Source organism: Marinobacter sp., assembly GCF_040882185.1.
Lineage (GTDB): Bacteria > Pseudomonadota > Gammaproteobacteria > Pseudomonadales > Oleiphilaceae > Marinobacter.
Map to the genome: position 1 here is coordinate 18,304 of NZ_JBBEBW010000003.1, position 13,908 is coordinate 32,211.

Consider the following 13,908-nt stretch of genomic DNA (forward strand, 5'->3'; position numbering starts at 1 on the left):
TACCTTGTAATGGACTTTTCACTGGACGCGAGATCAGAAGACTTTCGACAGCGGATCAAACGCTTCGTGGAGCAGGAGTTGATTCCGCTGGAGCAGGACCCGGCATCCTACGACGAGCATGAGAACATTGAGCCCGCGTTGCTGAAAACCACCCAGGAAAAGGCTAAAAAAGAGGGTTTGTGGGCATTGCAGATGCCACAGGATGTCGGCGGCCAGGGCCTTAACATTGTCGGTATGGCGGCCTGTTACGAAGAGATGAACCGCTCCATTTTCGGCCCGGTGGTATTCAACAGCGCCGCGCCCGACGATGGCAACATGATGGTGCTTTACAAGGTCGGTACCGAGCAGCAGAAAGCCCGATGGCTGCAACCAATTATCGATGGTGACGTGAAATCTTCATTCGTCATGACCGAGCCGGCTCCCGGCTGTGGTTCTGACCCCTCCATGACCCAGACCACCGCTACCCGGGACGGGGACAACTGGGTCATCCACGGTCACAAGCACTACATCACCGGCGCAGGCGTCGCCAGTCATTTCATCCTGATGGCGCGGACGTCGGAAGACACCCGCAAGGGGCTGACAGCGTTTCTGTTCCACAAGGACGATCCGGGCTGGGAGATTATCCGACGCATACCGATCATGGGCCCGGAGGAACATGGCGGTCACTGTGAGCTGAAGTTTGACGGGCTGGTGATTCCTGATGAAAACCGCCTGATGAACGTGGGCGATGGTCTGAAAGTGACCCAGATTCGACTCGGCACTGCCCGTCTCACCCACTGCATGCGCTGGCTCGGCCTGGCCAAACGATCGATGGAAATTGCCACCGCCTATGTGGCCGAGCGCGAATCTTTCGGAGTGCGTTTGGCAGATCGCGAAGGCGTGCAGTGGTTGCTCGGTGAAGCTGCCATGGATATCCAGATTGGCCGATTACTGACCATGCACGCTGCCTGGAAGCTGGATCAGGGAAGCTTTGCGAAGAAGGAAGTCTCCATGGCCAAAGTGGCCGTCGCCGATACCCTCCATAAGGCGGTGGATACCGCGATCCAGCTTTGCGGCGCCCGGGGCTACTCAAAAGACACCCCACTAGAGTGGATTTACCGCTATGCCCGCCAGGCCAGGCTGGTAGACGGCGCTTCAGAAGTTCACAAGATGGTGTTCTCAAAGAACCTGCTCGCCGACGGCGCAGATTTCTGGGCCTGGGGTTAGGGTATGGATCACTCCGAGCTCGCAGCCGCACTGGCTGACTATATAGCGGCTCAAACCGGTGCGCCTCACGTTCAGGTGGAAAACTTCAGCAAACTGTCCGGCGGCGCAATCCAGGACAATTATGCTTTGTCGGTGTTGCTTGAGGGCGGTTATCAGCCGGGACGGCAGGACTACGTTGTGCGCTGTGACGCCCCCTCCGGCGTTTCCGCCAGCCTGACCCGGCCGCAGGAATTTGCCGTTCTGAAGAAAGCTTTCGAAGCTGGCGTCACGGTGCCAGAGCCTTTCTGGCTGTGTGACAACCAAAGCGTTATCGGGCAGTCGTTCTACGTCATGAGCCGGGCCATGGGTACGGCCTCCCCGCAAAAACTGGTGGGCGGAGACATGATCGAGACGCAACGTTCCGAATTGACCCGTCAGTTTGGTCGGGAGCTTGGACGTCTGCACCGGATTAAGCCTCCATTGGACTCTCTGGACTTCCTACCTTCGCCAGCCGAATCCGCCGCCCAGGCCCGCGTAGACCTTTACCGGAATTACCTCGCTGCCATTCCCGAGCCTCATCCGGTGCTGGAGTGGGCACTGAACTGGCTGGAGGATAATCCGCCAGCCCCCGGCGCGCCGGTGCTATGCCACTGCGATTTCCGCACCGGTAACTACATGGTCGATCAGGGCCGCCTGACCGCGGTGCTGGACTGGGAGTTCGCTACCTGGAGCGACCCGGCCGAAGATCTCGGCTGGCTCTGTTCCCGCAGCTGGCGCTTTGGCGCTGATGAGCGGGAAGTCGGCGGCATCGGACACAAACCTGACCTGTTTGCAGGCTATGCTGAGATAACCGGCGAAACCCCCGACCCTGATCGGGTCGCCTATTGGGAAGTCATGGCGCTGGTGCGCTGGGCAGTGATTGCCCTGCAACAGGCCGATCGTCACCTGTCCGGCGAACAGTCGTCGCTGGAGCTGGCATTAACCGGGCGCATGCTGCCACAGATGGAATACGACCTGTTGCAGCAGATCCGGGAGCTGTCCGTTGCGGAGAAAGGGGGACTCTCATCATGAAAACAGCCCGTCCGGAAGCCGGAGATCTGCTCGCTATCGCCCGGCAGGAATTGCTCGACACCCTACTACCTGAAGTGTCGGGGGCTTTGAAATATCAGGTGCTGATGACCGCCAACGCGATGAAGATTGCCGGGCGGGAAATCGACGCCGGGGAATCGACTGAAAAGCAAAGCCTGGCCAGCATTCGTACCTTATACGCTGATTTGTTACCCGAAAGTGCGAACAACGCTGACGAACACACACTGGCAGACGATATTCGCCATCGCAAGCTGGCAAACGACCATGAACAGCTATACGACCTGCTATTGGGTATCACCCGGAGCAAGTTGCTGATCAGCAATCCGAAATATCTGAAAGATCACTAACAAAAATCGCTGTGTACGAGCACAGGTGATAACAGTCCGGAGTCAGGCTATGACCCACAAATACAATAACGGACTCGATAAGAACCCGGCCAATCATTCGGCGCTCACGCCTTTGAGCTTTTTGCAGCGCTCGGCCACCGTGTTCCCCCGCAAAACGGCGGTGATCGACGACGACATGTCTCTCAGCTATGAGACGTTGTTCGGCCGCTGTTGTCAGATGGCCAGCGCGCTTAAATCCCTCGGTGTCATGGCGGGTGACACCGTCGCATTGCTATGCCCCAACAGCCACGAGGTGCTGGAGTCCCACTACTCGGTACCCATGTGCGGCGCAGTGCTCAATACGTTGAATTTTCGACTCGACGCCGCCAGCCTCGAGTTCATACTCGACCACGGCGAAGCGCGGGTGCTGTTCTATGACACTGAATTCGAAGCCCTGGTCAAAGCCGCTGTTGCCGGGCTGGAGGCGCCACCGGTGCTGGTCAGTATCGAACGTGATGGCGGAGCCTCTGAAGGCCTGGCCCGCTATGACTACGAAAGCCTGCTTGCGAGCGTAGCGCCCACCACCGACTGGCAGCGCCCTGCCGATGAGTGGGATGCCATCTCCCTCAACTATACCTCAGGCACCACCGGTAACCCGAAAGGCGTGGTATACCACCACCGTGGTGCCTTTCTGGCGGCCATGAGTGATGCCATGGCGTTCAATATGTCGGCTGATACTGTCTACCTCTGGACCCTGCCGATGTTCCACTGCAACGGCTGGGCCTATACCTGGGCGATTACTGCCATCGGCGGCACCCATGTCTGCCTGCGCAGTATCGATACCCAGGTGATCCATGACCGCATCGAACGTTACGGCGTCACCCACATGTGCGGCGCGCCCATCGTGATGAACATGCTGCTCCACGAACTCGGCCAGCAAGGTAAAACCCTGAGCCGGAGCGTTCAGTTTGCACTGGGGGGCGCGGCTCCGCCCAGCTCCGTCATCCGCAAGGCCCAGGCCATTGGTTTTGAGATCACCCATCTTTACGGCCTGACCGAAAGCTACGGCCCGGCTACCCTGTGCGTGCCGCAACCGGAATGGTCAGAGCTCGGTGTGGAGGATCTGGCCGCCAAGATGGCGAGACAGGGCGTCGGCACCCTGGCCATCGACGAAGTGCGGATCGTTGATCCGGCGACCGGTAAAGCCATCGCCGCTGATGGCAAAAGCCTGGGTGAGATACAGCTACGCGGCAACACCCTGATGAAGGGCTACCTGAAGAATCCGGAAACCACCGCCAGGGCCTTTGCCGACGGCTGGTTCAGTACTGGTGACCTGGCCGTCATGCACCCGGACCACTACGTTGAAATCAAGGACCGCTCCAAGGACATCATTATTTCCGGGGGTGAGAATATTTCCAGCCTGGAGGTGGAAGAAATTCTATACCAGCACCCGGCCGTAGCCGAGGCTGCCGTGGTGGCCATTTCAGACGACAAATGGGGCGAAGTACCCTGTGCTTTCATTCACCTGGTTACTAATCAGGAGTCTAACCAGGAGGAGCCCAGCCAGAAGCCCCCGACCGAGGCCGATGTGATCGCGTTCTGCAAAGAACGCATGGCCCGGTTCAAGATACCCAAGAAAGTGATCTTTGGAGAATTGCCCAAAACCGCAACGGGCAAGATTCGCAAGAATGTGTTGCGGGACCAGTTCAGGGACGAATGAAAAAGCTCGACCTTGTCAGAATGACAACAAAAGCCAAAACGACAACAACAGTGCAAGAACAGGAGCTCAACCATGACGAAATTCAAGCCCGGAAAACTCTTTACCTCCCTGGCAGCAGCAACGCTGCTCAGCGCAGGGGCTATCCAGGTACACGCAGACGAGCATCCGATCAAGCTGGGTGCTATTTACATTCTCTCAGGCAGTGCTGCCACCTACGGACAATTTGCCCAACGCGGGATCGACCTCGCCATTAGTGAAATAAACGAAGATGGTGGCGTCCTCGGTCGTGACCTCGAGCTGGTAATCGAAGACAGCCAGGGCAAGGCCGCCGTCGCAATCCAGGCAGCCCGAAAACTGGCCTACGAGGACCAGGTCGACGTGCTGATGGGGCTGGACAGCTCCGGCGTTGCCCAGGGCCTGGTACCGACCATTCCCGAACTTCAGAAACCACTTATTATTACCCATGCGGCAACTCCGGATGTCACCGGCAAACTCTGTAACGCCTTCACCTTTCGCATCAGCACCAACGTCGCCCAGAACATGAACGCGGCGGCCGAGATTGCTGCTGAGTCCGACGCCAACCGGTGGACGACGATCGGCCCGGACTATGCCTTCGGCCATCAGTCGTGGGAGTTTTTCGGTAACGCCCTGAAAGACATCAAGCCCGATGTCGAACTGATGGATGACACCGCTTTTCCGCGCTTCGGCGCTGAAGACTTTACCCCCTTCATCAACGGCGTGATGGATTCCGAGGCCGAAGGTGTGCTGATTTCACTGTGGGGCGGGGATCTGGTGAACTTTGTGCGACAGGCCACCAACCTCGGCTTCTTCGAGAAGGACCTGGAACTGATGTTCACGGTAGGTGCCGCCACCGAAGTGCTGACGGCACTGGAAGATCGCATGCCCGAAGGCGTCTGGCTGGCCACCCGTTACTGGTATGACGCCTACGACAACGAGATCAACCAGAAATTTGTTAAGGCCTATATCGATGCCTACGGCAACCCGCCAAGCTACAACGCCGAAGGTGCCTACGCGGCTGTTTATGCCTATAAAAAAGCCATGGAAACCACTGGCAACACCGATGGACCGGCGCTGGCAAAGACGCTGAAAGGTATGAGCTTTGACGCCCCCAATGGCAACGTGACTTTCCGCACCGGCGATCATCAGGCCATGGTCAGCCCCAACTGGGGACTCTCAGGCCCGATGCACCCGGAACACAACATTCGCACCCTGGAAGACCTGCGTGTGTTTGATGCCGAAAAGGTATCCCGGACCGTCGCTGAAACCGGCTGCACCCTGTAATCGACCTGGTTGTCCAATAACCCGACCGACCCTGATTCAGGGTCGGTCGGCTTCCTGATCTGGTGACCTCTCGGGGGTGTTTATGTCCGGTCTCGGCGCTGCTTTGCTGAACAGCCTGGATATCGGGCTACTGCTGTTTGTTATTGCAGTAGGGCTCAATATTGTCTTTGGTGTGCTTAACGTCATTAACTTCGCCCATGGGGCGCTCTATATGCTGGGGGCCTATCTGGCTTTCACGCTGATGAATCTGCTGGGGTTGTCATTCATTGTCGCGCTGATTGTCGCGCCACTCGCTGTCGCGGTCATCGCGGTCCTTATCGACCGTCTGGTGCTGCGGTTTATTTACGAGCGGGATGTCGCCGACAGCCTGCTTCTGACCTTTGCCCTGCTTCTAATCATTAATGAATCTGTACGGATGATCTGGGGGTCCGGCATCCACACCGTTCAACCGCCGGAGCTACTGCGCGGTTCCGTTGGTATTTTTGGTGACACGCTCTATCCGGTTTACAGCCTGTTTGTCATTGTCGTGGGGCTGGTGCTGGTGGCTGCGCTCTGGTTTATCTTCAACCGCACCCGTGCGGGCAAAATCATGCGGGCTGCGGCGCTTGACCGCGATATGGCGGAGGCCCTGTGCATTAACACCAAACTGGTGGTGACCGGGGTGTTTGCTTTCGGTGCCTGGCTAGCCGCGCTTGGCGGTGTGGTCGCAGCCCCCATGCGTGCGGTTGATCCGGGCATGGGCGACAAGATCATCATCGAATCCTTCATCGTGGTGGTAATCGGAGGCCTTGGCAGCTTTCCTGGTGCTCTGGCCGGAGCCATGGTACTGGGCCTGATTCACGGGCTCGGTGGTCGCTACCTGCCAGAAATTAATCTGTTGCTGCCTTTTGTAGGCATGGCTCTGGTGTTGTTGTTCAAGCCAAACGGCCTGATGGGCAAGGGAGCGAACGCATGAAATCTGCCATCCTTCTGGGTGCCCTGGCACTGACGATCATTCTGCTGATTGCCCTGCCCTGGGTTGTGCCCTACTTCTACATCTTTATCGGCACCGAAATACTGATCATGGGTCTGTTCGCCGCCAGCTTTAATCTGGTGTTCGGCTACACTGGTATGCTGAGTTTCGGCCACGCAGCCTTCTTCGGCATCGGCACATACGCCACTGCCATGTTATTGCTTCACCTGCAATGGCCCTTGCTGGCTTGCTTGCTGGTATCCATGGGCGTGGGTGCGGTGCTCGCGCTGGTCATCGGCTTTCTAAGTGTGCGTCTGAACGAAGTCTATTTCGCCATGCTGACTCTGGCCTTTGGCATGATGGTGTTCTCGATCGCCCATATGTGGCGCTCCGTAACTAACGGCAGCGACGGCATAGCCGGTTTCACGTTGGGGGCCTTCGGCCTCGGCATTGACCTCACCCTGGGCAATCCAGCGGTTTATTACCACGTGGTGCTGGCCATTGTGATTGTGGCCTCGCTGGTGCTCTATCTGATCTGCCGTTCGTCGTTCGGCCTCACCCTGCAGGCCATCCGTCAGAATGCCGAACGGGTATCCTTCTGCGGGCTCAACATCCGCAGCTACCGGCTCGCGGCCTTTACCATTTCCGGTGCCTTCGCTGGCCTGGCTGGCGGCATGATGGCTCCGTTCCTGCGGGTGGCAAGCCCGGAGATGATGCACTGGGCAACCTCGGCAGAACCGGTCCTGATGTCCATTCTCGGCGGCACGGGCTATTTCCTTGGCCCCTTTGTCGGCTCGGCGCTGTTTGTGTTGCTGGAGACCTGGATAACCAGTGTGACCCAGGCTTGGATGCTGTTTCTCGGCATTGTACTGGCGCTGATGGTAATGTTCTTCCGTCGCGGCATTCTGGGAACCTTTCTTGACTGGTGGCTGGATAAAAAATGAGCAACCCTATACTGAAAATCCATAACCTGACCAAACGCTTCGGTGGCAATACTGCCGTTTCCGGCATCAATCTGGAGGTGGCGCCCCGGGAAACCCTCGCCATCATCGGCCCGAACGGTGCCGGTAAAACCACTTTCTACAACATGGTGTCCGGCCGTATGGTGCCAACGGAAGGCAGCATCGAGCTCAACGGCCGGGATATTACCGGACTGAAACCCCATAAGATCAGCCGTATGGGCGTGTCCCGGTCGTTCCAGATCAATAACATTTTCCCGGAAATGACCGTGCGTCAGAACGTGGAGGTAGCGCTATCCGCTTTTCACGGCTATAGCCGAAAGCTGTTTAATATTGCCTCCGGCAATCGCAAGGTGCAGGAGGAAGCAGACGAACTGCTGAACCGGTTATCCATCGGCGAGCTCTCGAGCCAGCGGGCCGGCATTATCAGCTATGGCGACAAGCGCCTGCTCGAAATTGCGGTGGTCCTGGCAACCCGGCCCAAGCTGGTGTTGCTGGATGAACCTACCGCAGGTATGACGCCGGAAGAAACCCGGCGGGTGACTAAACTGATCCGCTCTCTTGCTGACAGCGGCGACTACACCTTTCTGATCACCGAGCACGACATGGGTGTGGTGTTCGATCTGGCCGACCGGATACTGGTCATGCATCGTGGCGAGTCCCTGGTCGTAGGCACCGTCGACGAGGTCAAAAATGATCCGGAAGTCAAAAAGGCCTACCTTGGCGAAGATGATGATGAAGACGAACAGGAGGCGGCGGTATGATTCTGCAAATGGAGGATGTGCACACGTATTACGGCGAGAGTCTCGCGCTGCAGGGCATCACCTTATCACTGAACCAGGGCGAAACCGTATGCTTGCTGGGACGGAACGGCGCCGGTAAGAGTACCACCCTGAAAAGTATCATTGGCCTGACGCCACCCCGCAAGGGCCGGGTTACCTTTCAAGGCAATACCATCAGTGGCCTGCCAGCCCACAAGATCGCCCGCATGGGCATAGGGTACGTGCCCGAAGACCGCCGTATTTTTCCGGGCCTGTCGGTCAGGGAAAATCTGGAGGTCGCCGATCGCAAGAACTCCGATGGCCAGTCCAACTGGACCGTGGAGCGCATCTTCGATGAGTATCCCATGCTGGCGGAGTTGGCAGATCAGGATGGCAGCACCTTGTCCGGGGGTCAGCAACAGATGCTCTCAGTGGCGCGCTCGCTGATGATCGAACCACGACTGATGCTGCTTGACGAACCCAACGAAGGCCTGGCTCCGGTCATCGTGAAACAGATCGGGGCGCTGATCGATGAGCTGTCCAAATCCACCACCATCCTGTTTACCGATCAGAGCGTCCACTTTGCGCTGAAACACGCCCAACGCGCGTATATCCTCGAGAAAGGCCAGGTGGTTCACGAAGCAACCACCGACGAACTTCGCCACGACGAAGCCACCCAGAACCGGTTCCTGTCGGTCGCCTGAGCGGGATTAACAGGAACTTTACCGAATTAACGATCAAAAGAGACACCTATGACAATTCGAATTGGAAGTGGTTCTGGTTGGTGGGGTGATCGGATAACACCGGCTGAATTAAGTGCCCGTGAAGGCGCGTTGGATTTTCTCTGCTTCGAAACAATGGCGGAGGCAACGATCTCGACAGCTCAGGTACGGGCGCGACAAGACAGCTCTTTTCCAGGGTACGACACCTATCTCGAGGACCGGATGACAGCCGTGCTCCCTCATTGCATCAAACACGGGACCAGGATTATTTCGAATCAGGGATGGATCAACCCTGAAGGAGCTGCCCGGAAGGTGCGGGAAATGCTGGATGAGCTTGGCGCTCATGACTGGAAAGTCGCGGCAGTGACAGGCTCGGTCATTACATCGGATATCCAGCAGTTAGGCACCACTATCCTGGAAACCGGGGAACCTTTATCGTCGCTTAATCAGGACATTATCTCTGCCGAAGCCTACCTGGGCATCAACGCTATTGTGGAGGCACTCCGAAACGGCGCCGATATCGTCATTACCGGTCGTGTGGCCGATCCCTCCCTGTTCCTTTCTGCCATGGTATATTCTTTCGACTGGCCGGTTGAGGACCATACCCTGCTGGCCCGTGGATCGGCGATTGGCCACCTCCTGGAGTGCGGGGCCCAACTGACCGGCGGCTATTTTGTAGATCCAGGTTTCAAGGACGTGCCTGACCCGTGGAACCTCGGATTCCCTATTGCTGAAGTGGATTCAGACGGCAACGCGACTTTTACCAAGGTTGACGGTACAGGCGGCCTGTTGAATCGCCAGACTGTTCTGGAACAGATGTTCTACGAGGTGCACGACCCTGCCAATTACATAACACCGGATGTCGTCGTAGACTTCACGACTGCGGTTATTGAGGAGTGCGGCAAAGACACCATTCGGGTCTCGAACATTTCTGGCAAACCGCCAACGGATACCTACAAGGTCTCTATCGGGGTCCAAGAGGGCTTCATCGGTGAAGATATGTTTTTCTATGCCGGCCCCGGTGCCCTGCAGAAGGCTAAACTGGCCAAGCAGATCATTCGGGAACGGTTCAAAATCGTCGGACTGATAGCAGAAGACATTCGAATGGACATACTCGGTGTGGACGCCATCCACGGTGCAGCTTCCCCGCAGCCACAGTGCGATCCCTATGAAGTGGCCGTGCGCATAGCGGCCCGCTGCCGCAGCAAGTCAGAAGCACTGAAAGTCGGACGCGAAGTCGATGGCATGGCGGTATCCGGCATCGCCTCCACAGGCAAACGCGTTCCTTTTCAGGAGCGGGTTCGAGAGGTGGTCGGTATCTGGTCAACGCTGGTACCCAAGGAACGGGTCGTCGGCTGCGTGACCTATTTTTGAAAAAAAGGATGAGAAAAGGGATGAGGAAAGGAATTATGAAAGTACTACTAAGACATCTGGCCCATTCCCGATCTGGAGACAAGGGCAATACGTCAAACATCACAGTGATCGCCTACCATCCCCGGCTCTACCCCTATATCTGCGACCAGCTAACGCCTGATCGTGTTAAAAAGCACTACCACGGGGTAATACATGGTCATGTGCACCGCTATGAGGTGGACAACCTGGGAGTATTGAATTTTGTCTGTGAGGAGGCTTTGGGGGGCGGTGTTTCCCGTAATCTTTGTCTCGATAACTACGGAAAAACGCTGGCCTCGGCCATGCTCAATATCGAGATTGATGTTCCTGAAGCATTGTTTGGATTGATGAAAGGGCAGGTTTCGGCGTAGGCCGGGCGCTTCGTCTATAAAAGGATTTAAATATCACTGTCATGCTCACCAACTATGAAATTTTCCGATCTGAGTTGTCCATGTCCAAAGAGGATGTGATTCGTGAGTTGTATCGGGAAAACACCGACCGCATCAGCATCAAGAAAGAAGCGACCGCCGTCAAAAACCTCACACGGATCATCGACTCGACCCTGAAGCTTGCCAATTCCAAAGGCTTCAGGGCCATGACATTGAGGGATCTGTGCGCGGATTCCGGCCTCAGCATGGGAGGCCTGTACGCCTACATCAAAAACAAGGATGACCTGATTCACCTCATCCAGAGCCACGGCTTCATTCTCACCCGCCGCACCCTGCTCGACTTTATCGCACCGGAAACGGACGATCACAAACGTCTGTTTGCAGCGGTCAAAGCGCACCTGTACCTGAGTGAACTGATGCGAGCCTGGTTCTACTTCTCGTTCATGGAAGCCAAGAGCCTGCCCGCCAGCGAGAAAAAAGACGCTGTTGCAATAGAGCGGGAAATAGACGGTATATTTCATGAAATACTGGAAAATGGCGTCAAGAATGGCAAATTTCGTTCCATTGAAACCCGTGTATTATCGGCCATGATCAAAGCCCTGTTGCAGGACTGGTATCTAAAACGACGAAAATACCGGGACAACGATATCAGCGTGGAGCAATACGCCGACACCGTGCGCGATTTGCTGGAACGTTACCTGGCCTGAAACCCCGGCTAAAACCTGAAGTTCCGCAGAACCGTTTGTATTCGCTCGGCGACTTGATTAAGGTCGCCGCTGGTGCGTTCAACTTCCTCACTCCCCTCAAACAGACTTTGGCTGTGTTCTTTTACGCCGTGGAGATTTTCGTCTGTCTCCCTCACAACTTGACCCTGTTCTTCCGTGGCACTGGCAACCTGCATATTCATATCACTGATTCGCCTGACCCGGTCGCTGATCTCGCTAAAAACCTGTTCGGCTTGCTCACTGGCCTCACAACCGTGCCGAATACCTGTCTCATTCTGTTTCATTATCTCAGCCGCCTGCCGCGTCTCAGGCAGCAGACTCTCAATGACATCCTTGATATCCAGTGTCGACTGATAAGTGCGTTGCGACAAATTACGGACCTCGTCAGCTACAACCGCGAATCCCCGTCCCTGTTCACCTGCCCGTGCAGCTTCGATTGCGGCATTCAGGGCCAGCAGATTAGTCTGCTCAGCGATACCAGTGATGACGTCGAGAATGTTAGTGATTTGAGCATTCCTGTCATTTACCGAGGCGATGGCTTTGGAGGCTTTCAGTACCTCGTCGGCAAGCCCCGACATGGTTTTACTCAAGCCCGCCATCTGGGTTTTGCCTGCACCACATGTGATTCCGGCTTCCTGTGTTTCCTGAGCCGTTTGCTGAGCCGTTTCGGCCACCTCGGCAAATGACGACGTCATTTCAGTAGACGCTGTAGCTACGGACTCGATCTTCTCCAGTTGCTCAACTGATGAAGCCCGGTTCTGTTTGGAGACAGCGCTTAGTTCCTCGGACGACGACGCCAATACCAGCACCTGTTGATGGAGCATCTGCAGGTTGGCCTGGAGTTTGGTCGCAAACCGGTTGAAACTTCCAGCCAGATCACCAAGTTCATCGCTGCGTTTATCGTCCAGACGCTGAGTGACATCGCCTTCGCCCTCCGCAATGTTTTTCAAGGCAACATTGATGCGATTCAGGGGCTGGGTGATTGCAGTGCCAAAGACAAATACGCAAATCGCGCTCATTGCACTCAGCACAGCGCTCCAGATCAAGGCGTCTGTAATGATTTCCTGACTCAATTCAGAGGCGGCTTGCAGTGCTTCTGCCTGATCTATTTCGCTGATGAGCGCCCAGTTGATTGCGCCGAAATTAAAGGGCGCGTAAGAGGAAAATACCGATTCCCCACGGTAGTCAGTGATGATGCCAAAGCCCTCCTCACCCGACAGTGCCGCTGTCACTGCAGGGGACTCCACCGAGAAGCGACCGATGGTCGTATCATCGTCCCGAATGGCCGACGTAATAGACGCAGCCACACCGGTGTTTTCAATCATCTCAAGAAACTGCTGCGGAGCTTCGAGGTAAAACCGACTCTCGCTGCGTAATCGGTTATCGGGCCCCACCAAGTATGTTTCACCCGTCTGTCCCAAACCGAAGACGTCCCACTCCCTGTTAAGCGTCATAATGTTGTTGATACGATCCAGAGGCATCTGAAAAATCAGTACGCCCGCTTTGTGGCCATCTACATAAATCGGAGATGCCATGAAGGAGGCGGGGCTCTCGAACGATGGTTTGTAGTCGGCGAAGTCCGTGATAACTACAGCATCCTCTGATACTTCACTCATGGCCCGCCGAAAAGCTTCCCCAATGCCGGACTGGGCAAAGGGGCCAGTTTTCAGGGAAGTGGCGAAGTCGATCTCCTTGAAAACTGAATAAACGATGGCTCCAGAATCGCCATCCACCAGAAACACGTCATAGAATCCGAAGGTTTCCTGAAACTTGTTAAAACTGGGGTGGTATTGCGTGTGAACAGCGTCGTAGGCAGAACCATCGTCGGAGGAAACAAGGCGGCCTTTACTTCCCAAAGGCGCGGGATTCCCCGACAGATAGGTGGTTTGCAGCGCGCGGGCATTGCCAGGAAGACTTTCAAGCAAAACGTCTACATCGGGCATCCTACCTTGATTACTGCTTTGATAACGGTCACTGAAAGGGCCGGAATAAAATGCGCGAAGTCCCTCATTATCGGCGCTCGACAGTTGTGGATCGTTCTGCTGAAATGCAGACGAAAAATCTGCGAGTGCCACTTGGGTCATGGCATTGGAGGACATCGCTATAACCTGTTGTTTGATCGTGGACAGATACGCTTCAAGCCTCAGGGCAGCGCTGTTACGCGCTATCTCCAACTGGGTTTTAGCTTCTTCTTCCAATACACGTTTACTGCTATCGACGGCGTTTAAACCCAATGCCAGACTGATGGCGCCGATGCTCACCATCACCAATGCCAAGCCGCCGACGATAATCTTGGTTTTTATATTCATTATGCGTCCCTTGATCGACAATTGATCAAGTATAGCTACGCTCCCAAAAGCAGTTAACGACCAAAACAAATCCTTAC

General features: G+C 55.9%; 13 protein-coding genes. 12 read left to right on the forward strand and 1 reads right to left on the reverse strand.

The genetic code is table 11. The annotated features are described in order from the left end of the window. Nucleotides 1-9: 9 nt before the first annotated feature. From WEB64_RS03690 to WEB64_RS03745, 12 genes are all read left to right on the forward strand, one after another. On the forward strand, nucleotides 10-1,206 hold the full coding sequence (locus tag WEB64_RS03690) for an acyl-CoA dehydrogenase family protein (RefSeq protein ID WP_368061708.1): 1,197 nt from the start codon (nucleotides 10-12) through the stop codon (nucleotides 1,204-1,206). A 3-nt stretch (nucleotides 1,207-1,209) separates the two neighbouring features. Then, on the forward strand, nucleotides 1,210-2,256 hold the full coding sequence (locus WEB64_RS03695; RefSeq protein WP_368061707.1) for a phosphotransferase family protein: 1,047 nt from the start codon (nucleotides 1,210-1,212) through the stop codon (nucleotides 2,254-2,256). Beyond that, nucleotides 2,253-2,621, forward strand: a complete 369-nt coding sequence (locus WEB64_RS03700; protein WP_368061706.1) for a DUF6285 domain-containing protein — start codon at nucleotides 2,253-2,255, stop codon at nucleotides 2,619-2,621. The genes WEB64_RS03695 and WEB64_RS03700 overlap by 4 nt, the downstream gene beginning before the upstream one ends. Nucleotides 2,622-2,670: 49 nt before the next feature. Beyond that, the gene (locus WEB64_RS03705) at nucleotides 2,671-4,320 is read left to right on the forward strand and encodes an AMP-binding protein (RefSeq protein WP_368061705.1); all 1,650 of its coding nucleotides are present in this window, start codon (nucleotides 2,671-2,673) and stop codon (nucleotides 4,318-4,320) included. A gap of 72 nt (nucleotides 4,321-4,392) precedes the next feature. After that, complete coding sequence (locus tag WEB64_RS03710) at nucleotides 4,393-5,622, forward strand: ABC transporter substrate-binding protein (protein WP_368061704.1); 1,230 nt, start codon at nucleotides 4,393-4,395, stop codon at nucleotides 5,620-5,622. Between the two features lie 82 nt (nucleotides 5,623-5,704). Continuing rightward, the gene (locus WEB64_RS03715; RefSeq protein ID WP_368061703.1) at nucleotides 5,705-6,577 is read left to right on the forward strand and encodes a branched-chain amino acid ABC transporter permease; all 873 of its coding nucleotides are present in this window, start codon (nucleotides 5,705-5,707) and stop codon (nucleotides 6,575-6,577) included. Further along, on the forward strand, nucleotides 6,574-7,518 hold the full coding sequence (locus WEB64_RS03720) for a branched-chain amino acid ABC transporter permease (protein WP_368061702.1): 945 nt from the start codon (nucleotides 6,574-6,576) through the stop codon (nucleotides 7,516-7,518). Before WEB64_RS03715 ends, WEB64_RS03720 begins: the two co-directional genes overlap by 4 nt. Then, nucleotides 7,515-8,297: an ABC transporter ATP-binding protein gene (locus tag WEB64_RS03725; RefSeq protein WP_368061701.1), complete on the forward strand. Its 783-nt coding sequence runs from the start codon at nucleotides 7,515-7,517 to the stop codon at nucleotides 8,295-8,297. Before WEB64_RS03720 ends, WEB64_RS03725 begins: the two co-directional genes overlap by 4 nt. Beyond that, nucleotides 8,294-8,998 (forward strand): ABC transporter ATP-binding protein, encoded by a 705-nt coding sequence (locus tag WEB64_RS03730; RefSeq protein ID WP_368061700.1) that lies wholly within the window; start codon nucleotides 8,294-8,296, stop codon nucleotides 8,996-8,998. The genes WEB64_RS03725 and WEB64_RS03730 overlap by 4 nt, the downstream gene beginning before the upstream one ends. 48 nt (nucleotides 8,999-9,046) lie before the next feature. Next, nucleotides 9,047-10,390 (forward strand): acyclic terpene utilization AtuA family protein, encoded by a 1,344-nt coding sequence (locus tag WEB64_RS03735; RefSeq protein WP_368061699.1) that lies wholly within the window; start codon nucleotides 9,047-9,049, stop codon nucleotides 10,388-10,390. A gap of 35 nt (nucleotides 10,391-10,425) precedes the next feature. Next, nucleotides 10,426-10,779 (forward strand): hypothetical protein, encoded by a 354-nt coding sequence (locus tag WEB64_RS03740; protein WP_368061698.1) that lies wholly within the window; start codon nucleotides 10,426-10,428, stop codon nucleotides 10,777-10,779. An 80-nt stretch (nucleotides 10,780-10,859) separates the two neighbouring features. After that, the gene (locus WEB64_RS03745) at nucleotides 10,860-11,504 is read left to right on the forward strand and encodes a TetR/AcrR family transcriptional regulator (RefSeq protein ID WP_368061697.1); all 645 of its coding nucleotides are present in this window, start codon (nucleotides 10,860-10,862) and stop codon (nucleotides 11,502-11,504) included. 8 nt (nucleotides 11,505-11,512) lie between these two features. On the opposite strand, the gene WEB64_RS03750 is transcribed toward WEB64_RS03745, so the two are convergent. Then, nucleotides 11,513-13,831 carry a methyl-accepting chemotaxis protein gene (locus WEB64_RS03750; RefSeq protein WP_368061696.1) on the reverse strand — a complete coding sequence of 773 codons (2,319 nt, stop codon included), beginning with the start codon at nucleotides 13,829-13,831 and terminating at the stop codon, nucleotides 11,513-11,515. Between the last annotated feature and the right edge of the window lie 77 nt (nucleotides 13,832-13,908).

Bases quoted from the DNA above. Each gene is read 5' to 3' on its own strand.
- WEB64_RS03720 (WP_368061702.1), top strand. From the start codon at position 6,574: ATGAAATCTGCCATCCTTCTGGGTGCCCTGGCACTGACGATCATTCTG.
- WEB64_RS03735 (WP_368061699.1), top strand. From the start codon at position 9,047: ATGACAATTCGAATTGGAAGTGGTTCTGGTTGGTGGGGTGATCGGATA.
- WEB64_RS03725 (WP_368061701.1), top strand. From the start codon at position 7,515: ATGAGCAACCCTATACTGAAAATCCATAACCTGACCAAACGCTTCGGT.
- WEB64_RS03740 (WP_368061698.1), top strand. From the start codon at position 10,426: ATGAAAGTACTACTAAGACATCTGGCCCATTCCCGATCTGGAGACAAG.
- WEB64_RS03750 (WP_368061696.1), bottom strand. From the start codon at position 13,831: ATGAATATAAAAACCAAGATTATCGTCGGCGGCTTGGCATTGGTGATG.
- WEB64_RS03710 (WP_368061704.1), top strand. From the start codon at position 4,393: ATGACGAAATTCAAGCCCGGAAAACTCTTTACCTCCCTGGCAGCAGCA.
- WEB64_RS03715 (WP_368061703.1), top strand. From the start codon at position 5,705: ATGTCCGGTCTCGGCGCTGCTTTGCTGAACAGCCTGGATATCGGGCTA.
- WEB64_RS03695 (WP_368061707.1), top strand. From the start codon at position 1,210: ATGGATCACTCCGAGCTCGCAGCCGCACTGGCTGACTATATAGCGGCT.
- WEB64_RS03730 (WP_368061700.1), top strand. From the start codon at position 8,294: ATGATTCTGCAAATGGAGGATGTGCACACGTATTACGGCGAGAGTCTC.
- WEB64_RS03705 (WP_368061705.1), top strand. From the start codon at position 2,671: ATGACCCACAAATACAATAACGGACTCGATAAGAACCCGGCCAATCAT.
- WEB64_RS03690 (WP_368061708.1), top strand. From the start codon at position 10: ATGGACTTTTCACTGGACGCGAGATCAGAAGACTTTCGACAGCGGATC.
- WEB64_RS03745 (WP_368061697.1), top strand. From the start codon at position 10,860: ATGTCCAAAGAGGATGTGATTCGTGAGTTGTATCGGGAAAACACCGAC.
- WEB64_RS03700 (WP_368061706.1), top strand. From the start codon at position 2,253: ATGAAAACAGCCCGTCCGGAAGCCGGAGATCTGCTCGCTATCGCCCGG.